The organism is Salinicola corii (assembly GCF_008298015.1).
Lineage (GTDB): Bacteria > Pseudomonadota > Gammaproteobacteria > Pseudomonadales > Halomonadaceae > Salinicola > Salinicola corii.
This window is the reverse complement of the sequence record NZ_VTPX01000007.1, coordinates 62832-86074: the sequence shown is the minus strand read 5'-3', so window position 1 is coordinate 86074 and position 23243 is coordinate 62832. Positions and strand designations below refer to the sequence as shown.

Below are 23243 nucleotides of genomic sequence, written 5' to 3'. Positions count from 1 at the left end.
TGACATCGATGCTATCGCGACTATCAACGGCGAATCTGCGAATCTCGGTTATTGCCGGCGCCTTGGCTATTGCGACGTCCACGATGACTATGAGCGAGAATGCCAGTGCCGAGACATTGCGCATCGCCGAGCAGTACGGGCTCGTCTACCTGCCGCTGCATGTGATTCGAGATCAGGGTCTGCTCGAGGAAAAAGCTAAGGCCGCAGGCATTGATCTTGACGTAGAGTGGGTTCAGCTCTCGGGCGGAGCCAACGTCAACAGCGCGCTCCTGTCGGATAGTGTCGATATCGCGAGTGCGGGTGTCGGGCCGCTGCTGACGGCGTGGGATCGCACGCGAGGGAGCCTGGATGTCAAGGCATTTGCAGCATTGGGCGAGTTCCCCAATGATCTGGTAACCAATAACCCTAAAATCGAGTCGCTAAAGGATTTCGGTCCTGGGGACAAGATTGCGGTGCCGGCCGTGAGCGTGTCGGTTCAGTCGCGTCTTCTGCAGATGGCCACGGCCAAGGTGTATGGAGAGGAACAGTACGACAAATTGGATGACCTTACCGTATCGCTACCCCACCCTGATGCCACGGCGGCATTGATCTCGGGAGAGACGGAGATTAGCGCTAATTTTTCCAATATTCCTTATCAATATCAGTCGCTTGAAGACCCGGACGTCCATCGAGTGCTGAGTTCCTACGATATCGTCGGTGGACCGATCACTCCGACGCTGATCTATGCCAAGTCGAGCTTTTATCAGCAGAGCCCGCAGCTCTATCAGTTATTCGTCGAGGCGCTGGAAGACGCCGATCGCTTCATCAACGCACATCCCGAGCAGTCTGCCGAAATCTATCGTCGAGTGACGCATTCAAAGCTCGATACGGCGACGCTAGAGTCGATCATCACCGATCCGAAAATTCGATTCACGCCCGTTCCTCGTAATACATACCCGCTGGCAGCGTTTCTTTATCATGTGGGCGCCATCCGCAATCAGCCGGCGGACTGGCTGGATTACTTCGTCGATGACGCGAGCCGCTGGGAGGGTAGTTAAGTGGGTGTATTGAACCCTCTGGCTGCTCCCGATTTTGAAAAGCCGTCAGTAAACGGCAAAGCGAGGCCGCGGCTGGCAGTCGATGGCGTGACGTTGGATTACGTTACGAGAGAGCGGCGGGTCAGGGCCACGCAGGCGGTCAGTTTCGACGTGCTGCCTGCCGATCGATTCGTGTTGCTGGGGCCGTCCGGATGTGGCAAGTCGACTCTGCTCAAGGCGATTGCAGGTTTCATCTGTCCAACGGCGGGTGCTATTCGGCTGGATGGAATGACCATTCGTGGACCAAGCCCCGATCGCCTGGTGGTATTCCAGGATTTTGACCAGCTCATGCCATGGAAGAGCGTTCGGCAGAATATCGGCTTTCCGCTCCGAATCGCTCGGGGGCTCGATCGTCGAGCTGCCGAGGACAGAGCGAATGAGGTGCTGGAAACGGTGGGGCTATCGAATTTCGCCGATGCCTATCCTCACACGCTCTCCGGCGGAATGAAGCAACGTGTGGCGATCGCCCGGGCATTGGCAATGGAGCCGAAAATCCTGCTGATGGATGAACCTTTTGCAGCGCTTGATGCCCTGACACGCCGAAAGATGCAGGAAGAGTTGCTGGCGCTTTGCGAGCAGACGGCCTCGACGCTGCTGTTTGTCACCCACTCCATCGAAGAGGCACAGATCGTCGGGAACCGGGTATTGCTGCTGTCGCCTCATCCTGGCCGGGTCAGGGCTGAACTCGACTGTGGTACCGATTCGCTGAACAGTCTGGGTAGTCCGACCACACAGCAACGCGGGCAGCACATTCATCGATTGTTATTCGAGGCACCAACATGAACCAGTCCTCCTTCAGGACCCGCGAGGACCGATACGTGGATTTGGCGCCCATCGATAATCGCTCACTGGTGCAAACACGGCCCTTTCGGCAAAGACTCTGGGATATAACGCTCTTCCGCAAGGGTGTCATCCTGTTGGTGCTGGCGCTAATCTGGGAGGCACTGGCGCGCTATCAGAACAATCCGTTGATGCTGCCGGGAGCACTGGAAACGGCGGATGCGTTGCTAGCCGGCACGCTCGACGGCACTTTGCCCGTGAAAGTGGCCAATTCTATTTCGGTGTTGATTAAAGGCTATGCCTTGGGCGTCATCGGTGCTCTCGCACTGACCACTGGCGCGCTATCCACGCGCCTGGGACGAGATCTGCTGGGTACGCTGACCTCGATGTTCAGCCCGTTGCCAGCCATCGCATTGTTTCCCGTTGCGCTGCTGTGGTTCGGCCTGGGGGAAGGGAGTCTGATATTCGTGCTTGTTCACTCCGTGCTATGGGCGATGGCCGTCAACATTCACGCCGGTTTTCAGGGTGTCTCCGAAACCCTGAGGATGGCGGGACGAAATTATGGTCTGCGTGGCATTCGTTACGTGATCCACCTTCTGATCCCCGCGGCGCTCTCGTCGATTCTGGCCGGACTGAAAATCGGATGGGCGTTCGCCTGGAGAACGCTGATCGCGGCCGAGTTGGTATTCGGCGCGTCCTCCGGCGGCGGGGGGCTCGGCTGGTACATCTTCCAGAATCGCAATGAGTTGTATACGGACAATGTATTCGCCGGCTTGGTCGTCGTTATCCTGATTGGCCTGCTGGTGGAGAATCTGGTGTTCGAAAGTCTGGAGAGGCTGACTGTGCGTCGATGGGGCATGCAGAACTCGGGCTGAATTCATCACTAGTGCCGATTTATCAAATTGGGAGGGCTTTCTGATGCCACTTATGCAAGTCGTCGACTATTTCAACCGGCACCTGGATACTTTTAATCCCCGGTCAACGTTATCGGAACATGCCCGATTCCACTATCAGAATGGTGTAGTGTCGGCGACACTGCTTGATCGTCATCTGCATCCAAGACAGCGCACGGTATATTCTCTCAAGCGCCTCGATCACGAGGCACGGGAAGCTTATACCGAGATTCATGATGTGCACGGTAGTGCTCTGGTCGCTGACTCGCTTTACTTTCTTGCGTGGGATAGTGAGGACGTCGTTTTTGTCGATCGCTTTCAGCGGGTATTACACGCGCTCAATCACCTGACCTATGATCCCGAGGCCAAGAAACGTCTCATCGTCGACGTGCACTGGCGTCATATTCAAGCCGTCGAAGCGTCTCACGGTTCGGTCTTCGAAGGGCTGCTCGCTCGTCTCGGCATGTCGCCGGACCGGGTCATCCTTAGGCTTCAGGGTGAGGCATTGCTCGAACACGCACATGCTCGAGATGCCGCGTTGAGCTTTCACCGGCGGGGATATCCTCTGCTGGCGGTGGACGTGGTAACCGAGACGCCCGAACGGGAATGGCTGCTGCTATACGAGCACGGCGTTCGCTGGGTTTCGCCGGCGCGGGATGCGCTGATAGAGGCCAGGAGAGGCAATCTGAGCTTTCCCCGCCTCGATGAATGGACCCGGCAAGCCAAGCGCGGCGGTTTGGACGTTTGGTGGCCCGGACTGAACGAGCCAGGCGATCTGGGCAGGGTATCTCGCTTTGAGCCGGACTTCGTCAGTGGTAACTGGGTCGAGCGAGTCATTTCCGAAGCGTCGGTTTGACTGTCGTTGCTTCACATACCGTCACTTTGTATCTTCCGCTGCTTATAGCTAATGCCGGCTGACGGCCAATACGTCACGATAGCGTATCGCTGCTCGCACCTATATGTAGATCTCCTACGAGCATCACAAACGATAATGTGATCAAGAGTATTTCGTCTTTTATGCAATAGGTATGAATATTTTTTATAAAAGAAACCGATTATATCCATTCGTGATGTACTACTTTGTGGCAATATTACCAACAGGTGAATTCATCCCACTTATAGTGTGAGTCCTTGGCGTATTGTTATGAATTTTCTGAAAAACATCAGACGCCTAGCCGCTTTTGATTATCAAGGTGTCCATACCAAACGTATTGCGGAAGGTGAATATTACAGAATCACACTGCATGATATCGGAAGTGACAAAACCGTCATCAGTTTTGCCTTCCTGGGAGCGGGTGTTTCGGATAAAGGCAGTGACCGGGATTTTTGCCTCAAGAACGGTTACAACAATATCTATGTCTCTTGTTCGGACGAGGACAGATTTCAGAGTCTATCCATTGAAATCTTCGAAAGCGCCGTGACTCCTTACATCAGGGACAAGCAGGTCATAAGTTATGGCACTTCTGTCGGCGCCTATGCTGCGATCTATTTCGGCGGGGGGATCAATGCCAGAATCGTCGCATTCAGCCCAAGAAATTCATTTCACCCGATTTTCAATTGGCAATCGAAAAAATTCAAACACTGCTATTTACGCGACACGGTATGTTCATCAATAACGCCGACGATTATTTATGATCCGTTCGAAAAAACGGACCACCGGTATGTTACGGAATGCATCATGCCGGCCTATCGGAAACTCAATGTCGTCACGTTGGATAACTGTGGGCACACCACATCGCTAGCACTATCACAAGCCGGGCTTTTAAAAGGCTTTGTGTTAAAGGCCTTTCAAGGTGTTATCGAGGTCCCAGAACTACCCAATCTACAGAAGGTGTGGTACTTGACCAAAAAGGTGGAAAGCTTGATTCAGACGGGGCAGGCCGCCAAACGCTACCTTATCCCCCTGCTCGAACTTTCCCAGGATAGCGAGATCATCAAATTGGCCGCACAGTACAATCTGAACTCAGGAGATAACGTGCCGATTCCCAGGCCCAGCCAGAATCGTATCAGAGCCAGCCTGCAGAAATTGAACGGCAGATGCAGTGACAAGCCAATCGGCACCGTCCTTCTGGACATCGCCACTCGGCTAGAAAATGTGGGGGCCTACCGGGAATCGATAGAAATATTATCGCTGGCGCTGATCACAAAAGGTGCGGATGAGAAATTGAGTAAAAGAATGCAAAATCTGAAAAAGTTGGCAGCGACCCAGGTTTGAAACGGACGACGCAGTCGCCATCGCCCCCGGTAGCCATGCGCAATCGGTGGCTCTGATTGTTATCCAAATTGTTTATGGTCGTGAGGTAAGTCGTGAAAAAGAATATTGTTTTGATTGGTGGCGCGGGAGCGCCCAATTACGGGGACGAGCTCATCGTCCGAGGGTGGCTGAAGTTCTTCGGAAACCATGCGGAAGAGTGCAACATCACCTTCTATGAAAACCTGGCAGAAAATTCCAGGAAATTACATGATCAGCACGCCACAGGAAAAAACAGAATCCAATTTCAAGATGATCTGGTTCAGGTCGCCAAAAGCTATGTCGGCATCAACTTCTGGGAACAAATCATTCGTGGTTATACGTTCATCGAAAAACGGGGGCTGGAAAAATACGCAGGATACCAGCTAACGCCATTGCTGGAGGCGGATATCATCCACCTCCATGGTGGCGGCTATCTGAACAACTACGACCCCGAAAAGGGTTTCTATATTGGGCTGCTGGCTGCGCTGAAGGAGAAGCACGGAACCGAGATTTTTGCGACCGGCATTGGCTTTGGCCCGGTACCTGTGCCGGGGGCTGAGATTCAAGGTGTGATCCACGATATATTCAAGCAGTTCAGATTATTCGAGCTACGAGACGTAGACAACTTCCGCTTCTTGAAGAAAACCTTCGGAGAAGCCGCCTTCCACTACGGGCTGGATGACTGCTACCTGTTATCGACCGGAGACCTCTTTCAGCGAGATGAAACCGGTCCACGGCTCTACCTCTCCTATCTCTCCTACAATATCAGTCAGGCCAGTGAAAGATATTGGGATAGACTAAAAAAATTCTCCGAAAAGTTCGAAGAAACAATCTTCTGGGAAAGCTATCCCTGGCAAGATAAAGAGGTCTTCACCTATCTGAAAAAGAAGCTTCCCAACCTCAAAAAACTGGAAGTCAAGGATGCCCTGGATCATAAGGTCAAAATCGGCTCAAAAGACTTCGTCATCTGTTCTCGCTTTCATGTCCATTTCGTCTTAGCCCGAGCCGGATTGCATGGCATATACATGAAAGACAGCAAATACTATGACATTAAGCACCAGTCGATAGTCGATCGGGGGTCGACGTTTACGGTTGCCAACTTTAGTTCGAGTGCCATCGTCAATAAGGGTAAAATATTTGATTCTCCTATCACGGTGTGTGACATGTCCAGTCATGAAAGTAAACTTGAACTCTCTAAGAGGATGTACAGTCTGTGTTCTCCGTAAATAATATATAGATGTCGGGTCCCGTGTGATTGACCATCCGTTTGGTCAATAACTCAGGATGTTGGGTCTGCCATTCCTTCATCACCGCAATCGGTGATTGATGGTGCAGGGCCTTCTGCGGGATGTGGTGATTATACAGCCAAGTGTAGCGTTTGAGCGTCTGCTCCAGGTCCTCGCCTGAGGTATAGCGCCGAGTTGCCAGCACGTCGCTGATACGGCCGTTGAAGCGTTCCACCATGCCGTTCGTTTGTGGTTTTCCTGGCTGGATCAGGCGGTGTTCGATACCATGGACTTGGCACTCTTGATCGAAGGGGGCGGGGGGCGCTGGGCTTGCGCTCACCCGTCCGCGTGAAGCGATCGGTGAACGATTTGCCGTAGTTGTCGACGCCGGAGCTATAAGTCCGTAAATCATCAAAACAGATTGCCCCCCGACCCGCATGACCTTTCCTTGCTGGTGACCAAACCTGTAAGGGCCGCGCCATGCTGAGCCGAGAGGACTTTCTCATGATAAGGCAACTTCACCAGCGAGGCGCCCACCTCGTGGACATCGCTCATCAGATTGGCTGTTGCGAACGGACCGTGCGTCGCCATTTGGCCCGCGAGGAGGCACCCTCCGGGCGACCGACCAAGCCGCGGGTCAGCAAGCTGGACCCCTACAAGCCAATCATCGATCAGCTGCTGGCCGACAATGTCTGGAACCCCGAGGTGATATTCCAGTTGATCCGTGAGCAGGGCTACACCGGCGGCAGCACCATCGTACGCATGTACATCCAGCCCAAGCGAGCGCTACGGCCGAGCAAGCAGACCGTGCGCTTCGAGACTCAGCCCGGCTTCCAGCTCCAGCACGACTGGGGCGAAATCGAGACGGTCATCACCGGCCAGCGCTGCAAGGTCAATTTTGCGGTCAACACACGCTGGGCTATTCGCGGCGCTTCCATGCCTGGGCGGCGCCCAGCCAGGATGCCGAGCACACCTATGAGGCGCTGGTGCAGGCCTTCCGCCACTTCGGCGGCGTACCGCGCACGGTGCTGGTCGACAACCAGAAGGCGGCGGTGTTGAAGCACGACCGGGACCACCGTGTCATCTTCAATGCCGGCTTCCTGCAACTGGCCAACCACTACGGCTTCGCCCCCAAGGCGTGCCGTCCACAGCGCCCGCGCACCAAGGGCAAGATCGAACGCATGGTGGGCTATGTGAAGCAGCACTTCTTCCAGCGTTACCGGCAGTTCGAGAGCTATACCCACCTGAACCAGCTGCTCCAGCTGTGGCTGGAACGGGTCGCCGATCAGCGGCCGTTACGGCAGTTCCGCCAGACCCCGGCCGAGCGCTTTACCGCTGAGGTGGGGGCCTTCCAGGCGCTGCCCGCCACCGACTTCGATACCCGCTACCACGACCTGCGCCAGGTCGGCTGGGACGGCTACATCGAAGTCCGTGGCAACCGCTACAGCGTCCCCGAGCGCTACTGTGGCCAGGCGGTGGTGATCCGGTTGAGCCTGGACGTTGAACTGACCGTCTACTCGCCGGCCGGTGATGCCATCGCCCAGCACCGCCTGCAAGCACCACAGGCCGGATGGCACACGGTCCCGGAGCACCATGCCGCCCTGTGGCAGCAGACCCTGTCAGTGCAGCAGCGTGACCTGCGGGTCTACGAGGAGGTGCTGTGATGGCTCTGGAACAGCGACTCAACCGTCTGAAGATGGAGCATCTCCAGGCCTCGCTCGGCAGCCTCTGCGAGCATGCCAGCAAGCAAGACCTGAACTACCGCGAGTTCCTCGAGCAGGCCCTCGTCCAGGAGTGGGGCGGACGCCACCAGAAGGGGCTGGAATCCCGTCTGAAGCAGGCCCGCCTGCCCTGGATCAAGACCCTGGAGCAGTTCGACTTCAGCTTCCAGCCCAGCATCGACCACAAGATCGTGCGCGACTTGGCCGGCCTGGGCTTCGTCGAACGCGGCGAAAACGTGGTGCTGCTCGGCCCGCCCGGCGTGGGCAAGACGCACCTCGCCGTCGCCTTGGCGGTGAAGGCCGCCGAAGCCGGCCACCGCGTGCTGTTCATGACTCTGGGCTGGTCAGCACGCTGATGCGCTCACGGCAGGAGAATCGTCTGGATCGCCAACTCCAGCAGTTGACCTACCCCAAGGTGCTGGTGCTCGACGAGATGGGTTACCTTCCCATGACCCGCGAGGAAGCCAGCCTGTTCTTTCGCTTGATCAACCGGCGCTACGAGCGGGCCAGCACCCTCCTCACCTCGAACAAGTCGTTCATGGACTGGGGCGAGATCTTCGGCGATCAAGTCATCGCCACGGCGATCCTGGATCGACTTCTCCACCACTCCACGACACTGAACATCAAAGGCGAGAGCTACCGGCTGAAGGACAAGCGACGAGCCGGCTTGGTGACTACACCTGCCACGAAGGAGGACGAGCACTCACACGACCCTGAACCTGTTCCGATGAAAGAGCACTGATAAAAACCGGACAATCTGAAGTGATGAAATCCGGACAGCCTTCAATGGCGTTGACATAGTTCCTACGGAATGACTTTCCAGGGGCAGCCATCGTGGCCTATGAGGTCCTTGTGTGACCCTCATCACAACAAGGAGACCGCCGTTATAGGGAATATTGCCAGCATATTCATTGCCATTATTGGTAGGGTTAGCGAGTTGACGAGGGAATATACCGGAACCACCTCGTTATTCAGAGTGGACGACCTTCGGTCTCGCTTTCAGGAGCTCCATCCGATGACTTATCCCAAACGCCATTATCGTGAGATTCGCCAGGCTCTGTTGGACAAGCAGGAATTGGCGCTGGTAGACGTACGCGAGGAAGCCCGGTATGCCGAGAGCCATCCACTGTTTGCGATCAATATCCCATTGTCTCGACTCGAACTGGTGGACGTCTATGCGAGATTGCTGCGTTTTCACACGCCCATCACGATCTACGACAATGGCGAAGGGCTGGCCGAGCGGGCACTGAGAAAACTGAAAGACTGCGGTTATCGGGATGTTGCCCTGCTGGCCGGCGGGTTGAAGGGATGGGAGGAAAAGCCCCATCGGCCTTGACGGTGGGGCTCTTGGCTTTTGTCATCGCCTTTGGATGGCATTCGGGTACGACTAACATTGGTTCAATCAGCGCCAGGACGCTTACTGGATAGCGGTCTCCGTCTCCAGTCGTGCCTTACTCACGTCTACGGCATTCGGGATCAGACCTATCTCCCTGAAGGTATCGGCCAGATCTTGCTGCTCCGCGAAAATATCGTCGGTCACGGGTTCCAGTGCGTATTGTGTTCGTTCGATGGCGCGCTGCCAGATGGGGGCTGACAGGTCGGTGGCTTTCGACAGAATCTCGGCCGCCTCTTCGGGATGCGCCGTTGTCTGCTGGCTGACATCCGCTATCTGCTGATTGAAAAGTTCGATGAGCGCAGGGTATTTCTCCGCAAAATCCCGGCTCGACAGGTAGAAGCTATAGTGTGGCACCAGGCCCGTGGCGTCGGCTAGCTTGCGGGCACCGGCATTGGTTTCCGCTTCGGCGTAGTAGGGGTCCCAGATCACCCACGCATCTACCGATCCTTGTTGAAAAGCAGCACGGGCATCGGCGGGCTTGAGATATCGCGGTGTGATATCGGTGTATTCGAGCCCTGCGGATTTCAACGCCACCGGCAATAGGTAATTAACGTCAGAGCCTTTGTTCAAGGCAATGGATTTACCCTTGAGGTCTTTCAAGGACCGTATCGACGAGTCCTTGGGTACCAGGATCGCTTCGGTCTTGGGGTTGGCAGGGGTTCGTGACACGTAGACCAGATCGGCATTAGCCGCTTGGGCGAAGATGGGAGGAGCATCGCCAGTGGTGGCGAAATCGATACTGCCCAGGTTCAGCGCCTCCAGCATCTGAGGTCCGGCGGGGAATTCGATCCACTCCGCATCGATATCCTGCTTCTCCAATGCTTCGTCCAACGTCCCCCGCGCTTTGAGAAGTGCCAGAATACTGCCTTTCTGAAAGCCTACCTGCACACTTTCGGGATCATCGGCCGCCACGGCAGAGGCGGCTGAAAACATCAGAATTAGTGCAGAGAGTGTGAGGCATTTCAGTCGCTTTTCATGAGGTGTTTGAGAGTGTTTCCTGACATGTTGTGGTGTTAAAAGCCGCTTTTCGGTGGACTTCATTTCAGAGATCCCTTGGTGACATATGTGAAGGTTAGAATGTAAGTAAGACTTTCTGATGAGAGAAGTGTTTTTAGATAACAAACTTATTCAAGAAAAACAAAAAAAGGGCCGCAATGGCAGCCAGGTATGTACTTTCTATATGTTGTTTAGGATGTCGTTGGGTGGATAATTTTTATGCGGTAGATGCAGATTTTGGTCTTTCAATATTGGCAATTGTTTCGCCAAAAGGCCCCATGTTGGCAGTCTTATCCGATGTATTGATTTCCGTCTCCAGGGGTAGAAGCGGCAGCACGGATTCGCCGAAACGCCACGCCTCTTCAAGATGCGGATAGCCCGACATGATGAAAGTGTCGATACCGATCCCCTGATACTCACGCATACGCGCCGCGACGGTTTCAGGACTGCCGACCAGGGCGGTACCGGCGCCGCCGCGCACCAGCCCGACGCCGGCCCACAGGTTAGGGCTTATTTCGAGTTCAGTGCGGTTACCCTGATGGAGTTTTGCCATTCGTGACTGGCCAACGGAGTCCATCCGTGAAAAGACTTTCTGTGCGGCGGCGATCGTTTCGTCGTCGAGATGTTCAATCAATTTATCTGCCGCCTGCCACGCCTCTTCATCCGTTTCCCTGACGATGACGTGCAGCCGGATGCCAAACGTCACCTCACGCCCGACTCTGGCCGCCGCAGCACGCACGGTAGCAACCTTTTCGGCGACCTGCTCGGGCGGCTCGCCCCAAGTGAGATATTTGTCGATAGTGTTTGCCGCGACATCGATTGCCGAGTTCGAAGAGCCGCCAAAGTAAAGGGGAGGGCCATTCGGCGTGACTGGCTGGAAAATTAGCTTGCCGTCTTCGATGCGAAGATGCTTTCCAGTGTGATTGACGGTGTCGCCCGCCAGCAGACGCTGGTACACATCGAGAAACTCGCGTGTTACTTCATAGCGTTCGTCATGATCCAGGAAAACGCCGTCGCCTTTATTCTCGATCGGGTCGCCTCCCGTCACGACATTGATCAGCAGTCTGCCTCCAGAGATCCGGTCAAGCGTTGCCGTCATGCGCGCGGCTACAGAAGGGGACTGCAGGCCGGGGCGGACCGCGACCAGGAATCGCAGACGCTGCGTCAGAGGCGCCAGTGCCGAGGCGACGACCCAGGAGTCCTCGCAACTGCGGCCAGTTGGAAGTAGTACACCGTAGTAACCGAGCTGGTCGGCAGATTGGGCAATCTGCCGGAGATAGTTGATATCGACGTTACGACCACCTTTCGAGGTTCCCAGGTAATGGCCGTCACCGTGAGTCGGTAGAAACCAGAGCACTTTAAGCTTGGCTGGCGTGTCGGTCGTTTGCGAAGCCATGATCATTGCTCCTCGTTTGTGGGCTCATAAATGTGTGCATCGCGCGTATCGACTTTGCGCGGCAGCACGCCGGCTTCCAGGAATGCATCCACGATTTGCTGCTGCTCGTCGAATTGGGCTTTTGATACTGGCTCGACCTGATAACTGCGATTGCTGAGCGCCGCTTCGATAATCTTCGGATCGATCCCGCCCCAGAGTGGACTCAAGCGTTGGGCCGCCTCGTGGCGATGGGCGCGCACCCAGTCGCCGGCCTCCTTCAGCGTGCGATAAACGGTTCCAACGACTTCCGGATGGGACTCGGCGTAGGGCGTGGCGGCGAGATAGAAGCGGGTATAGTTTGCGAGGCCATCGCTGCCGTCCACTATCGTGCGGGTGTCGTCCTGGGCACGTGCCGTGGAGAGATAGGGCTCCCAGGCAATCCAGGCATCGACGTTCTTCTGTACGAAGGCTGCGCGGGCGTCCGAGGGCGTCAGATAAGAGACCTGGACGTCATCGAGCGTAAGCCCGGCGCGATTGAGCGCGGCCAGCAGCAGATAGTGATTCCCGGCGCCGCGAGTGACCGTGACGCGCTTGCCTTTTAGATCGGCGACACTGTCGATACTGCTGTCGGCATGCACGATCATCGCCTGTCCTGCCGGTGATGGCGCCTCGGTGGCGTAGAACGTCAGATCGACGTTGGCGGCCTGGGCAAAGATCGGCACGGTGTCGGCCACGTCCGCACTGAGATCCAGATCGCCCAAGTTGAGCGCTTCGAGCATGGGCAATCCGCTGGTGAATTCATGCCAGCGAATGTCCACGCCCTGCTGCGCGAGGCGATCATCCAACACGCCACTGTCGCGTATGAGCCCCATCAGGGTGGACGAACGTTGATAGCCGATACGAACGGTATCGCTGGCGAATGTCTCCATTGGTGCCGCGATCAGCGTCATGGCGAATAGTGCCGCGATTGTGCGCGGGAAACGAAGGGACATTGTCTTTCCTCGGGTCCAAGGGAATCGATGGTGCGTCAGCCCCAGAGGTTGGGCACGACATCGGATGAGAATCCCGAAACGAACGGTTTCACCGCGCCGTCCTCGGTAAATACGTGACGTCGAACGCGGCCGATGTTGGCCCCGTAGACATGGATGCTGATCGAGGTGCGATCGGCATGGGCGTTGCGGACCCGGTGGATGTCACCGGTTCTCGGTTCGAAGGTCTCGACGTCGCCGGGGTGCAGGCGAACCGGTTCACCGGCCGTCAGTCTGTCGGCTCCGGAGCGGTAGGGGTGGAAATTTCACTGCCCCGCAGCATGCCGATCAGACCCCAGACGCCATGGTCGTGAATCGGTGTCTGCTGCCCCGGTCCCCAGACGAAGCTGACGACGGAGAAGCGCTCCTGGGCGTCGCAGTGCAGCAGATATTGCTGGTAGTGATCATCGTGGGGCACCGTAAAGGTCGGCAGCAGCCAGTCGTCGTCGCGCAACAGAGCCTGCAGCGCCGGGGTGATCCGACGCAGGGTCTCCGTCGCCGGCAGACGCTCGTCGACGATCGCGGTGACGAACTGGACGAAGTCTCTTAGTGCCACGGTGCGCTGGGCCGCCGATTCGGGCGCTACCGGGGATGCGGCTGTCGCCGCGACGCTACTCATGACAGCAGCTCCGGCTGGCGCGAGGGCGCCGCCTCGTCACGCACGGTGTCCTCGCGGCCGAGGACACGATGCAGAACTTGCGTCTCCAGCGCCGAGACGCCGGGCGAGGCCGGTTCCCGTGGCCGTGGCCGTGGCAGTGGTATCTCTAGATCCAGGCCGATGTGGCCGTCTTCCAGCACGATGACACGGTCGGCCAGTTGCACGGCTTCGGGCACGTCATGGGTGACCAGCAGTACGGTAAAACCGTGGCGTTGCCACAGTTTCTCGATCAGCGCGTGCATCTCCAGCCGGGTCAGTGCATCCAGTGCACCCAGCGGCTCGTCGAGCAGCAGCAGACGCGGCTGATGGATCAGTGCCCGCGCCAGGGCGACGCGCTGCCGTTGCCCTCCGGAGAGCTGTGACGGCCACATGGCCGCCTTGTCCTCCAGTCCCACCTCGCGCAGCGCCTCCAGCGCGCGCATGCGCCAATCTCCCTTGAGACCGAGCCCGACGTTATCGAGCACGCTCTTCCAGGGCAGCAGGCGCGCCTCCTGAAACATCAATCGCGTGTCGTCGCGGTGGGCGGAGAGCGGCTGGTCGTCGGCGCTCAGCTTACCGTCACTGAGCGTCTCCAGCCCCGCGATCAGCTTCAGCAGCGTGCTCTTGCCGCAGCCACTGCGGCCGACGATGGCGACGAACTGGCCCTTGGGTATCTCCAACTGGAGCGCCTCGAGTACCGGCAGGTCGCCGAAACGCTTGGTGACGCCATCGAGCCGCAGATGGCTGCCACCCCGGTGTCGGCTCGCCGCCGAGGTCTCGCGGTAGACGGCCGTCTGGTGGGCGTCGTCATGGCACTCGGAAAAACCGCCGCGACGATGAAAGATCGTGGATGGACTCATTGGACTTGACCTCCGCTATAGGCGGGATTCCAGCGCAACCAGCGGCGCTCGAGAAAACGGGCGGATTCATCGGCGAGCTTGCCGAGAATGGCGTAGAGCACGATGGCGAGAACCACCACATCGGTTTGCAGGAATTCACGGGCGTTCATCGCCAGATAGCCGATACCCGAATTGGCCGAAATGGTTTCGGCGACGATCAGCGTCAGCCACATCAGGCCCAGCGAGTAGCGCACACCGACCAGAATGGAGGGCATCGCGCCGGGCAACACGACGTTGGTAAACAGTGCCCGTCCTGAAAGGCCATAGCTTCTGGCCATCTCCATGAGATCGGCGTCGATGCTGCGGATGCCGTGAAAGGTGTTCAGGTAGATGGGAAAGGCGGTGCCCAGGGCGACCAGAAAGATCTTCGCGGTCTCGTCGATGCCGAACCACAGGATGACCAGCGGGATCAGCGCCAGATGGGGGACGTTGCGCACCATCTGCACGGTGCTGTCGAGGAGCTTCTCGCCCCACCACGAAAGACCGCTGATCATGCCGAGAAGCAGTCCGATGCTGCCACCGATCAGAAAGCCGAACGCGGCCCGCTGGAAACTGATCAAGAGATGATGAAAGAGCTCGCCGTTACGGGAGAGTTCCCAGCCGGCTTGGAGCACGGCCGAGGGCGCCGGCATTACGCGGCTGGAGATGAAACCGGCGGATACCGCCAGTTGCCAAATCAGTAATATGGCAACGGGAACCAGCCACGGAAGGACGCGATTCAGCGTGCGTCGATTGATCGGAGCCATCGCTATTTTCCTCGGATACGGACAATGATGTCGTGCAGTGTTGAAGAAAGTAACAGCGTCCGATCGTGCTGGTGAAATGAGAAATAAAGAATTGGATATGTAGCGAGAAATGGCCATTAATAAGCAAATCACGAAGAGCTTTTCGTGATTTTCATTGAAGCTGAGATGCGCCGAGGGCGATCGATGCCGTCGGCGCGTTTCGTCTGGGGCTCAGCGTGTCGTGTCAGCGGTCGACGCCGTGTCGGTATGGGTGTTGTCGCGGAGCGCGCGGGCGAAGGAGTCATCGAACAGTCGCGAGATGTCGTAGGTGTCGATCAGGCCGATACCGGCGAAGAAATCGACCGTCTGCTGGGAGCCATCGATCACCGCTGGCGTGATCGGCTCCACGCGAGTCCGAGAGCGGGCAAACCACGCCTTGGCGATATCGGGGTCCGCGTGTGTCTTGCCGGCCCAGGCTTCGGCGTAGGCATCGTTATGGCCGGGGTCGTTAAGCGACCAGGCGCGGGCCTGTTGCACCCGTTGCAGGAAATCGCTGATGACCGCGCGCTTATCGCCGATGGCGCTGTCGCTGACAATGATGAAGCTCTGGGCCGGAATCAACCCCTTGGCGGTGGCCAGGACGCAGGCGCCGCGACGTTCGAGCTGAATGACGTAGGGGTCCCATGTGCCGATGGCATCGACCGCACCGCTGTCGAGCGCGTGCGAGGCGTCGAGCGCGTCTAGATAGCGCAACTCGACCGCATCGCGAGGAATGCCGGCCTTTGCCAGCGCATTGAACAGCAACTGCTGACTCCATGAGCCGCGCCAGATCGCGATGCGTTTGCCGCGCAGATCCGCCAGCGAGTGGATATCCGAGTCGCCGCGTACCACGATAGCGACGCCATCCAGGTTCTGACGTGAAACGCCGATGATGTCGAAATCGCCTCCCAGCGCGCCGAGGAACAGCGGGGGAGCGTCGCCGACGAAACCGATGTCGATGTTGCCTGTGTTGAGTGCTTCCGCCACCGGCGAGCCGGAGCTGAACTGCTTCCACTGCACCTCGTAGGGCAGATCGTCGAGCACGCCGGAGGCCTCCATGATCGACAAATTGTTGTAGGCCTGATCGCCAACGACGAGTGTCTCGCTGGCCTGGGCGACAGTGACCATGCCGTCAGTCAGGGCGGAGATGACGACGAGTGACGACAGCAGTCGGGTGAATCGTTTCAAGCGTGGCAAGGTCGAATACCCCCTGGCGTGGGGGGACGGGGAATGATGGCTGCGGCGCTAGCGGGCGTCACCCGCTGGCAGCGAAAAGCTCGTATCGAAGGTCTGGGGGACGTCGAGCGGTTCGGGAATCAGGCCGACACGGTGATAGAAGTTGGCGGTCTTCTGCTGCGCCTCGCGAGTGGTATCGTCGATCGCTTCCCAATGCAGCTCGCGGCGCACGTACTGCTGGCGTGCCACTGCTTCCGGGAATCCGATGATCTGGGCGAGCTTGCGGGCGTACTCGTCGATGTGCTGATAGGACCAGATCTGTGCCTGCTGCAGACGAGCGAGATAGTCCTGAAGGGCGGCACGTTTGACCGGGTCGGCGATCGCCGCGTCGGTCGCCGCGTCGGTCGCCGCGACGAAGCTGTTGCCGAATACCAAGCCGTTGCCTGGCGCAACGACGCGGGCGCCGTCCACCAGCTCGGCATAGCTCGTGTAGGGCTCCCAAGTGCCCCAGGCGTCCACCGAGCCGTTGGCCAGCGCGATGCGAGCGTCCACCGGACCCATGAAGCGCAGTTCGGCATCCTCGGCGGAAAGTCCCGCGCTCTCGAGTGCCTTCAGCGCCACCAGATGGCCGATCGAACCGCGTCCGACGGCGATCCGCTTGCCGGCGAGATCGGCGGACGTCTTGATATCGGAATCGCCGTTGGCGATCACGGCGGTGCCGTAGGGATTGGATTTGTCGACCGCGATGGCCTTGACTTCGGCGCCTGCGGCGAGTGCGAAGACGAGCGGGGCATCACCGATGATCCCGGCGTCGACCGCACTGGCGTTGAGCGCTTCGACCAGCGGTGCGGCGGCCGGGAACTCCGACCATTGAATGCGATAGTCGATGCCTGTCAGCGCATTGGCGGCTTCGAGCTGCGCGCGCATGTTGCCCTTCTGGTCGGCGATCCGGAGCGTGGCGGGGTCGGCCTGGGCCGTGACCGAGAGCAGGACGACGGCAAGGGGCAGTAATCGTGACAGCAGGCGGTGGGTTGGCCGCATGGCAGAGGTTCCTTGATGACGTTGGGACGAATATTGGATGGCGCGGCGCTCGGCCATGTGCTAGGCCAGGCCGGCGAGAAAGGCGTCATCGAGAGGCGTCATTCAACACGGTCTCCTTCCGGTCGCTGATCGCGACATCAAGCGGGTTGTGCCTGGGCCTCGCGCTCGGCGATGCGCTGCCTGACCAGTGGGATGAGCTCCCGGCCATACTCCTCGGCATCGTCGATTGGTGAAAAGCCGCGGATAAGGAAGGTGGTCACGCCCAGCTCGTGATAGGCGAGCAGCGCGTCGGCGACCTGCTCCGGCGTGCCGACCAGGGCGGTCGAGTTGTAGCTGCCGCCGACGAGCGCCGCGATTCCCGTCCACAGGCAGTGGTCCACGCGATCGCCACTGGCCACGGTGTCGCGCAGCCGACGAGCGCCTTCGCTGTCGGTCTTGGTCGGAAACACCGTGCCTTCTCTCTCCAGCCGTTCGCTAGCCTGGGCGCGGATCGTCTCGGCGCGCCGCCAGACCGCGGCCTCGGTCACGCCGAGAATCGGACGAAACGACATGCTGAATTCGATATCGCGGCCATGGCGCGCCGCTTCGGCTCGGATGTTGGCGATGGTCTCTCGGGCCTGCGCCAGCGATTCGCCCCACAGGGCGTAGGTATCGGCGTGCTTGCCCGCAATGCGCTGCGCGATGGGCGACGAGCCGCCGAAGTAGACGGGCAGGTCGCCTTTCGGCTTGATCGCCGAGTAAGCCCCCTCGGCGCGGTAGAAAGAGCCCTGGTGATCGAAGGGCGTGTCGCTGCGCCAGACGCGCTTGACCACATCGAGGTATTCGTCGGTGCGTAGGTAGCGCTGCTGGTGGGGTTCGTAGTCACCATCGCGACGCTGCTCCACGTCGCTGCCACCACTGATGACATGGACCGCCAGCCGGCCATCGACCAGATGGTCCAGCGAGGCGAGCTTGCGTGCCGCCAGGGGCGGGGAGACGAAGCCCGGACGATGGGCGAGCAGCAGCTTCAGGCGGCGGGTGGCCTGTCCGGCCAGCGCTGCGACGATGAAACCGTCGGGTTGATCGGACCAGTAGCCGATGAGAATGCGGTCGAATCCCGCCTCCTCGTGGGTGCGCGCGAAACGCTCGATCACCGGCTTGTCGAAGATAATGTCGCCCGGCGGGAGGGTTTCGGAGGTTTCCCGGTGGCCGATCATGCCGATGAACTGGACACTCATGCGCTATCTCCTTGCGGATCTTTTCAGGGACTGTTGGCGCCGGCCTCGGGTCGAAAGCACGGCATCGCTGCAGGTTTTCGGTCATCAAACCCGAGTTTCGGAGGACAAGGAAGTCACAATCATCGAAGTGTTATTCGGCACCAATCGATAAGCTTTTTCATCCGCAATAGCTATCGATAGGGTCATGAGGTTATCAGTAATCTTGCCGTTACCATCGATGCAATCCTGATAGATTGCTTCGACCTGTTGGCCCGCAGATGCTGGAAAACAGCGACGCTTTGGCCTGCATCTGTGAAAGCCGTAAATGTCGAAAATCCATCACTCAGGAGGCCTCGATGTCGCAGCCACTACGTTATTTTCAAGATATTCACGAAGCGCTCGTCAGCTCGCAGGAGTTGGCGCTGGTCGATGTGCGCGAGGAGGCGAGTTTCGCCAACGCGCACCCGCTGTTCGCTGTCAATCTGCCGCTCTCCCGGCTGGAACTCGACGTGCTGGCGAGAATTCCCCGGCGGGACACGCCGATCACGCTCTATGACGATGGTGAGGGGCTGGCGCAGCGCGCCCGCCACAAGCTGATCGAGATCGGTTATCGGGACGTGGCGCTACTCGCCGGCGGCCTGCAAGGGTGGCGGGAGGCCGGCGGCGAGCTGTTTCGTGACGTCAACAGCCCCAGCAAGGCGTTTGGCGAGTGGGTCGAACACCATCGCGGCACGCCCTCGCTGAGCGCGATCGAGGTCAAGTCGCGGATCGAGACGGGGGCGAATATCGCCATTCTGGATGCGCGCCGTTTCGACGAGTTCGAGACCATGAGTATCCCCGGTGGCGTCAGCGTCCCGGGTGGCGAACTGGCGCTGCGGATCGATGAACTGGTGCCGGATCCCACCACCGAGGTGATCGTCAACTGCGCCGGTCGGACACGCAGCCTGATCGGGGCGCAGTCGCTCGTTGATATCGGCCTGCCCAACCCCGTCAGCGCGCTGCGCAACGGCACCATCGGCTGGACACTCGAGGGGTTCGAACTTGCTCACGGCCAGCGCGCCCGCTATCAGGAGCTTGCGCCCGGCGAGCGTCCGACACTGCGTGCCAGGGCCGGTGCACGTGCCCTTGAACTCGCCACGAGATCCGGCGTGAAACGGCTGTCGCGCGACACCCTCGAGAATTTCCTCGGCGCTGACCGCACCAGCTATCTGGTCGACGTGCGCGCGCCGGAGGAATACCGGCAGGGCCACTTGCCGGGATCGCGTTCGGTACCCGGTGGACAACTGGTGCAGGAGACCGATCACACGCTCGCAGTGCGCGGCGCCCGCGTGGCGCTGATCGACGATGATGGTACCCGGGCCAACATGAGCGCGACCTGGCTGGCGCGGATGGGATGGGAGGTCTTCGTCGTCGATGGCCTGACCTCGGCGGATTTCAGCGAAACCGGTACGGAGCGACTGCCGCGACCGCCGCTGCCCGAGGTCGCCACGATCTCGCCGGCGCACCTGCGCGAACGCCTGGTGGACGGCGAGATCGAACTACTCGACGTCACCAGCCACGCTAATTACCGGTGTGCCCATGTGCCGGGAGCTCAGTGGATTCTGCGCGCCGAGCTGGCGGATCACGTCGCGCGGCTACCCGCCACGACATCGGTGGTGCTGACCTGCGCCAGCGATCTGCTGGCCCACTATGCCTGGGGGGATCTATCACCCGCCGATGTCGGCCGGACCCGGGTGCTGGCCGGTGGTACCGCGGCCTGGCGTGATGCACGACTACCGCTCGAGAGCGGCGATGGCGTGACGTTGTCGCCGACGATAGACCGCTACCGTCGTCCCTACGAGGGCACCGACAGCCCACGCGAGGCGATGCAGGCGTATCTCGACTGGGAGTTCGGCCTGGTCGAGCAGCTGCGACGCGACGCGACCCACGGTTTCGCGACAATCTGACGTTGTGAGTGCCGGCAGGGAAGGGAGGCCGGCTTTGCAATCGCCCGCCGTGTGATGCTGGCACCGCCGGTCGCGGAATGGCCCGGAACGGTGCCCCAGGTCTGGGACGCCACTTCGCGTCCCGATGAGGGTCAGGCCAGCGCGAGCCGGGCCGCGTGCCGTGTTCGGGGTTCGGCGGTCGCGGGGGCGATGGCGTCGATCAGTTCGTCGATGACGACGTTCAGTCGCGATTGCAGTTCCTCGCCGAGGCGGTAGCGGCCGTCCATCTCCTTCTCGATATGCAGCGGCGAGGCGTAGACACCGGCGAGCTGGTGGCGGGCACCCAGCGACGAGAGCACGGGCTTGAGCGCGTAGTCGAGCATCAGCAGGTGGTGGTCGCTGCCGCCGGTGGCCAGCGCCAGCACCGTCTTACGGGTCAGCGCGCCCTGGGGCAGCAGGTCGAGCATCAGCTTGAGACCGCCGCTGAAGGAGGCCTGGTAGACCGGTGTGGTGATGACCACGGCATCGGAGGCGAGGACCGCGTCACGCAGCGCGGCAACGTCGGGGTGGTCCCAGTGCCCCTGAACGAGTGCGTTGGGATCGAAGTCGTCGAGGGCGAAAGACGAGAACTGCGCGTTTGCCGCGCCGATTCGCTGTCTGAGGTAGTCCAGCATGCTGGTGGAACGGGAGTTGGCGCTAGGGCTGCCGGCGAGAGTGACGATATGCATGACGGTTCTTATCCCAAGGAAGTGTTCGTGTGATACGACACTAGCAGGGCCGATCGGCATCCGATAAATGAGAAATGCTGCAGAGGTTATCGCGATAAGGACGTCTCGCACGGCAGGCGACGTAAGCGGGGCGGGAAGCGTCGGATTCACACGACGCTCCCTGAACGACGGCAGTGATCCGTTAGACGGCTTCCTCGAGCGCTGGTGCCGTTTCCTGATGAAACCAGTGCAGATGATGTACCCGGATGCCGACCACCTCGCCGACCTCGAGCGCCAGCGCCTTGAACGCCTGGCGTGTCAGTTCGACCGTCAGGTAGTCGTTCTCGACTTGCGGCCCCTGGACGGTATCCGTGACCGGTGTGACCTCGACGTGATAGCTGCTGCCCATGGGTTGGACGTGGCGAATGCGAACCGGCCACGGCGTGTCGGGGGCGCGAACGATTTCGATGTCGTGCGGCCGTACGAAGGCATCCTGCCTCCTCGAGCGCAGGTTGGCGTCGGCGTCGGGAATCGGCAGGTGCCAGCCGCCGGTGTCGAAGTGGCCGTCGCGAAGGGTGCCATGAAGCACGTTGACGCTGCCGATGAAGGTCGAGACGAAGGGAGTGGCCGGGTAGTCGTAGACCGTTTCCGGTGTGCCCACCTGCTCGATGCGGCCGTGATTCATCACCACGATGCGGCTGGCGACCTCCATCGCCTCCTCCTGGTCGTGGGTCACGAACAGGCTGGTCACGTGCAGCTCCTCGTGCAGTCGTCGCAGCCAGCGGCGCAGCTCCTTGCGCACGCTGGCGTCGAGTGCGCCGAACGGCTCGTCCAGCAGCAGATAACGGGGCTCCACCGCCAGTGCTCGGGCCAGGGCAATACGTTGGCGCTGGCCACCGGAAAGCTGCGGCGGGAAGCGTTTAGCCAGCCAATCGAGCTGAACCAGGTCCAGCAGTTCGTGGACCCGCCGGCGAATCTCGGCCTCCGGCGGGCGCTGGGCGCGGGGTCTGACGCGCAGTCCGTAGGCCACGTTCTCGAATACGCTCATGTGGTTGAACAGCGCGTAGTGCTGGAAGACGAAGCCTACCTGGCGATGACGGATCGGTTCGAAGGTCATGTCGCGACCCTCGAGCAGGATATTGCCGCTGTCGGCGAACTCCATGCCGGCGATACTGCGCAAGAGCGTCGTCTTGCCGCAACCGGAGGGGCCGAGCAGCGCGACCAGCTCGCCGTCGTCGATGGCGAGATCGATGTCGTCGAGCGCGGTGAAGTCGCCGTAGCGTTTGGTGAGATGATTGACCTGAATGCTCATGACGAGGCGTTCTCCCATTGACGTTGCTGGCGCCACTCGACGATCGACTTGATGATCAGTGTGACGATCGCGAGCCCGGCCAGCAGCGTGGCAACGGCGAAGGCGGCGCTGAATTGATATTCGTTGTAGAGGATCTCGACGTGCAGCGGCAGGGTATTGGTGGCACCGCGAATATGACCGGAGACCACCGAGACGGCGCCGAACTCGCCCATGGCGCGGGCGTTGCAGAGGATGATGCCGTAGAGCAGCCCCCACTTGATGCGCGGCAGCGTGATCGTCCAGAACATGCGCCAGGCGCTGGCGCCGAGCATGATCGAGGCCTCTTCCTGCTCGGCCCCCTGTTCCTGCATCAGCGGGATCAACTCGCGGGCGACGAAGGGCAGTGTCACGAACATGGTCGCCAGCACGATGCCGGGCAGGGCGAAGATGATCGGAAATCCATGGCCGGCGAACCAGCCGCCGAACCAGCCCTGGCTACCGAAGATCAGAATGAACACCAGGCCGGCGATGACCGGCGATACCGAGAAGGGCAGATCGATCAGCGTGGTCAACAGGCTGCGCCCCGGAAACTGGAAACGGGCGATGCACCAGGCCGCGGCGATGCCGAACAGCGTGTTGAGTGGCACGCAGATCAAGGCGGTGATCAGCGTCAGCAGGATGGCGTGACCGGTATAGGGATCGGTGATGGCGTCCACGTAGGCGCCGACGCCTTCGCGAAACGCCTCGAACAGTACGGCCACCAGCGGCAGAATCAGAAACAGCGCGATGATCAGCAGCGCAAGCGTGCTCAAGGCGTAGCGCACCCACGGGATCGATTCGGCGGGCGCCATATCGGTTCGCTGCGCCGGTCGCAGGATATTCT

Annotated in this window: 20 protein-coding genes and 3 pseudogenes; 10 read left to right on the top strand and 13 right to left on the bottom strand. The window is 59.6% G+C overall.

The window, feature by feature from the left end:
- The first annotated feature begins 8 nt into the window (after positions 1-8).
- From F0A16_RS13190 to F0A16_RS13165, 6 genes are all read left to right on the top strand, one after another.
- A complete protein-coding gene (locus F0A16_RS13190) occupies positions 9-1037 on the top strand; it encodes an ABC transporter substrate-binding protein (protein ID WP_149435867.1) in 1029 nt (342 codons plus the stop codon).
- Positions 1038-1859: an ABC transporter ATP-binding protein gene (locus F0A16_RS13185; RefSeq protein ID WP_223119789.1), complete on the top strand. Its 822-nt coding sequence runs from the start codon at positions 1038-1040 to the stop codon at positions 1857-1859.
- Positions 1856-2731, top strand: a complete 876-nt coding sequence (locus F0A16_RS13180; protein WP_149435866.1) for an ABC transporter permease — start codon at positions 1856-1858, stop codon at positions 2729-2731. Before F0A16_RS13185 ends, F0A16_RS13180 begins: the two co-directional genes overlap by 4 nt.
- A 52-nt stretch (positions 2732-2783) precedes the next feature.
- A complete protein-coding gene (locus F0A16_RS13175; protein ID WP_149435865.1) occupies positions 2784-3605 on the top strand; it encodes a hypothetical protein in 822 nt (273 codons plus the stop codon).
- A gap of 288 nt (positions 3606-3893) precedes the next feature.
- Positions 3894-4964 carry a hypothetical protein gene (locus F0A16_RS13170; protein WP_149435864.1) on the top strand — a complete coding sequence of 357 codons (1071 nt, stop codon included), beginning with the start codon at positions 3894-3896 and terminating at the stop codon, positions 4962-4964.
- Between the two features lie 92 nt (positions 4965-5056).
- Entirely contained in the window at positions 5057-6208 is a 1152-nt protein-coding gene (locus tag F0A16_RS13165; RefSeq protein ID WP_149435863.1) for a polysaccharide pyruvyl transferase family protein, read from the top strand.
- Here the strand turns inward: F0A16_RS13165 and F0A16_RS13160 are convergent.
- Positions 6177-6582: pseudogene (locus tag F0A16_RS13160) on the bottom strand (integrase core domain-containing protein); the annotation flags it as partial. The gene F0A16_RS13165 and the pseudogene F0A16_RS13160 sit on opposite strands and share 32 nt — an antisense overlap.
- 106 nt (positions 6583-6688) lie before the next feature.
- Between F0A16_RS13160 and istA the strand changes: the two are divergent.
- From istA to F0A16_RS13145, 3 genes and pseudogenes are all read left to right on the top strand, one after another.
- Positions 6689-7872, top strand: a pseudogene (gene istA / locus F0A16_RS13155) (IS21 family transposase).
- Positions 7872-8671: pseudogene (istB, locus tag F0A16_RS13150) on the top strand (IS21-like element helper ATPase IstB). The pseudogenes istA and istB overlap by 1 nt, the downstream one beginning before the upstream one ends.
- Positions 8672-8944: 273 nt before the next feature.
- Positions 8945-9265, top strand: coding sequence for a rhodanese-like domain-containing protein (locus F0A16_RS13145; protein ID WP_149435862.1), 321 nt, complete (start codon positions 8945-8947; stop codon positions 9263-9265).
- A gap of 81 nt (positions 9266-9346) precedes the next feature.
- Here F0A16_RS13145 and F0A16_RS13140 read toward each other — a convergent pair whose 3' ends face one another.
- The 9 genes from F0A16_RS13140 to F0A16_RS13100 form a co-directional block, all read right to left on the bottom strand.
- Positions 9347-10366, bottom strand: a complete 1020-nt coding sequence (locus F0A16_RS13140) for a sulfonate ABC transporter substrate-binding protein (protein ID WP_149435861.1) — start codon at positions 10364-10366, stop codon at positions 9347-9349.
- A 172-nt stretch (positions 10367-10538) separates the two neighbouring features.
- Positions 10539-11717, bottom strand: a complete 1179-nt coding sequence (gene ssuD / locus F0A16_RS13135) for an FMNH2-dependent alkanesulfonate monooxygenase (RefSeq protein ID WP_149435860.1) — start codon at positions 11715-11717, stop codon at positions 10539-10541.
- A 2-nt stretch (positions 11718-11719) separates the two neighbouring features.
- Positions 11720-12688: an aliphatic sulfonate ABC transporter substrate-binding protein gene (locus tag F0A16_RS13130; protein WP_149435859.1), complete on the bottom strand. Its 969-nt coding sequence runs from the start codon at positions 12686-12688 to the stop codon at positions 11720-11722.
- Between the two features lie 265 nt (positions 12689-12953).
- Positions 12954-13343 (bottom strand): cysteine dioxygenase family protein, encoded by a 390-nt coding sequence (locus tag F0A16_RS22015; protein WP_239023825.1) that lies wholly within the window; start codon positions 13341-13343, stop codon positions 12954-12956.
- The gene (locus F0A16_RS13120; RefSeq protein ID WP_149435858.1) at positions 13340-14221 is read right to left on the bottom strand and encodes an ATP-binding cassette domain-containing protein; all 882 of its coding nucleotides are present in this window, start codon (positions 14219-14221) and stop codon (positions 13340-13342) included. The genes F0A16_RS22015 and F0A16_RS13120 overlap by 4 nt, the downstream gene beginning before the upstream one ends.
- Positions 14218-15006, bottom strand: a complete 789-nt coding sequence (ssuC, locus tag F0A16_RS13115; protein ID WP_149435857.1) for an aliphatic sulfonate ABC transporter permease SsuC — start codon at positions 15004-15006, stop codon at positions 14218-14220. Before ssuC ends, F0A16_RS13120 begins: the two co-directional genes overlap by 4 nt.
- A 210-nt stretch (positions 15007-15216) precedes the next feature.
- Complete coding sequence (locus tag F0A16_RS13110; RefSeq protein WP_223119788.1) at positions 15217-16221, bottom strand: ABC transporter substrate-binding protein; 1005 nt, start codon at positions 16219-16221, stop codon at positions 15217-15219.
- A gap of 48 nt (positions 16222-16269) precedes the next feature.
- Positions 16270-17241 carry an ABC transporter substrate-binding protein gene (locus F0A16_RS13105; RefSeq protein ID WP_149435856.1) on the bottom strand — a complete coding sequence of 324 codons (972 nt, stop codon included), beginning with the start codon at positions 17239-17241 and terminating at the stop codon, positions 16270-16272.
- 137 nt (positions 17242-17378) lie between these two features.
- On the bottom strand, positions 17379-18458 hold the full coding sequence (locus F0A16_RS13100; RefSeq protein WP_149435855.1) for an LLM class flavin-dependent oxidoreductase: 1080 nt from the start codon (positions 18456-18458) through the stop codon (positions 17379-17381).
- A 335-nt stretch (positions 18459-18793) separates the two neighbouring features.
- On the opposite strand from F0A16_RS13100, the gene F0A16_RS13095 reads away from it, so the two are divergent.
- Positions 18794-20383 carry a rhodanese homology domain-containing protein gene (locus tag F0A16_RS13095; RefSeq protein WP_149435854.1) on the top strand — a complete coding sequence of 530 codons (1590 nt, stop codon included), beginning with the start codon at positions 18794-18796 and terminating at the stop codon, positions 20381-20383.
- 131 nt (positions 20384-20514) lie between these two features.
- On the opposite strand, the gene ssuE is transcribed toward F0A16_RS13095, so the two are convergent.
- From ssuE to cysW, 3 genes are all read right to left on the bottom strand, one after another.
- Positions 20515-21090: an NADPH-dependent FMN reductase gene (gene ssuE / locus F0A16_RS13090; protein WP_187776005.1), complete on the bottom strand. Its 576-nt coding sequence runs from the start codon at positions 21088-21090 to the stop codon at positions 20515-20517.
- A gap of 181 nt (positions 21091-21271) precedes the next feature.
- Complete coding sequence (locus F0A16_RS13085) at positions 21272-22381, bottom strand: sulfate/molybdate ABC transporter ATP-binding protein (RefSeq protein ID WP_149435852.1); 1110 nt, start codon at positions 22379-22381, stop codon at positions 21272-21274.
- The gene (gene cysW / locus F0A16_RS13080) at positions 22378-23211 is read right to left on the bottom strand and encodes a sulfate ABC transporter permease subunit CysW (protein ID WP_239023834.1); all 834 of its coding nucleotides are present in this window, start codon (positions 23209-23211) and stop codon (positions 22378-22380) included. The genes F0A16_RS13085 and cysW overlap by 4 nt, the downstream gene beginning before the upstream one ends.
- Positions 23212-23243 lie beyond the last annotated feature (32 nt).

Excerpts from the sequence above, each read along its gene's own strand:
- F0A16_RS13190 (WP_149435867.1), top strand. The coding sequence starts at position 9 with ATGCTATCGCGACTATCAACGGCGAATCTGCGAATCTCGGTTATTGCC.
- F0A16_RS13180 (WP_149435866.1), top strand. The coding sequence starts at position 1,856 with ATGAACCAGTCCTCCTTCAGGACCCGCGAGGACCGATACGTGGATTTG.
- F0A16_RS13175 (WP_149435865.1), top strand. The coding sequence starts at position 2,784 with ATGCAAGTCGTCGACTATTTCAACCGGCACCTGGATACTTTTAATCCC.
- F0A16_RS13170 (WP_149435864.1), top strand. The coding sequence starts at position 3,894 with ATGAATTTTCTGAAAAACATCAGACGCCTAGCCGCTTTTGATTATCAA.
- F0A16_RS13145 (WP_149435862.1), top strand. The coding sequence starts at position 8,945 with ATGACTTATCCCAAACGCCATTATCGTGAGATTCGCCAGGCTCTGTTG.
- F0A16_RS13140 (WP_149435861.1), bottom strand. The coding sequence starts at position 10,366 with ATGAAGTCCACCGAAAAGCGGCTTTTAACACCACAACATGTCAGGAAA.
- ssuD (WP_149435860.1), bottom strand. The coding sequence starts at position 11,717 with ATGGCTTCGCAAACGACCGACACGCCAGCCAAGCTTAAAGTGCTCTGG.
- F0A16_RS13130 (WP_149435859.1), bottom strand. The coding sequence starts at position 12,688 with ATGTCCCTTCGTTTCCCGCGCACAATCGCGGCACTATTCGCCATGACG.
- F0A16_RS22015 (WP_239023825.1), bottom strand. The coding sequence starts at position 13,343 with ATGAGTAGCGTCGCGGCGACAGCCGCATCCCCGGTAGCGCCCGAATCG.
- F0A16_RS13120 (WP_149435858.1), bottom strand. The coding sequence starts at position 14,221 with ATGAGTCCATCCACGATCTTTCATCGTCGCGGCGGTTTTTCCGAGTGC.
- ssuC (WP_149435857.1), bottom strand. The coding sequence starts at position 15,006 with ATGGCTCCGATCAATCGACGCACGCTGAATCGCGTCCTTCCGTGGCTG.
- F0A16_RS13105 (WP_149435856.1), bottom strand. The coding sequence starts at position 17,241 with ATGCGGCCAACCCACCGCCTGCTGTCACGATTACTGCCCCTTGCCGTC.
- F0A16_RS13100 (WP_149435855.1), bottom strand. The coding sequence starts at position 18,458 with ATGAGTGTCCAGTTCATCGGCATGATCGGCCACCGGGAAACCTCCGAA.
- F0A16_RS13095 (WP_149435854.1), top strand. The coding sequence starts at position 18,794 with ATGTCGCAGCCACTACGTTATTTTCAAGATATTCACGAAGCGCTCGTC.
- ssuE (WP_187776005.1), bottom strand. The coding sequence starts at position 21,090 with ATGCATATCGTCACTCTCGCCGGCAGCCCTAGCGCCAACTCCCGTTCC.
- F0A16_RS13085 (WP_149435852.1), bottom strand. The coding sequence starts at position 22,381 with ATGAGCATTCAGGTCAATCATCTCACCAAACGCTACGGCGACTTCACC.
- cysW (WP_239023834.1), bottom strand. The coding sequence starts at position 23,211 with ATGGCGCCCGCCGAATCGATCCCGTGGGTGCGCTACGCCTTGAGCACG.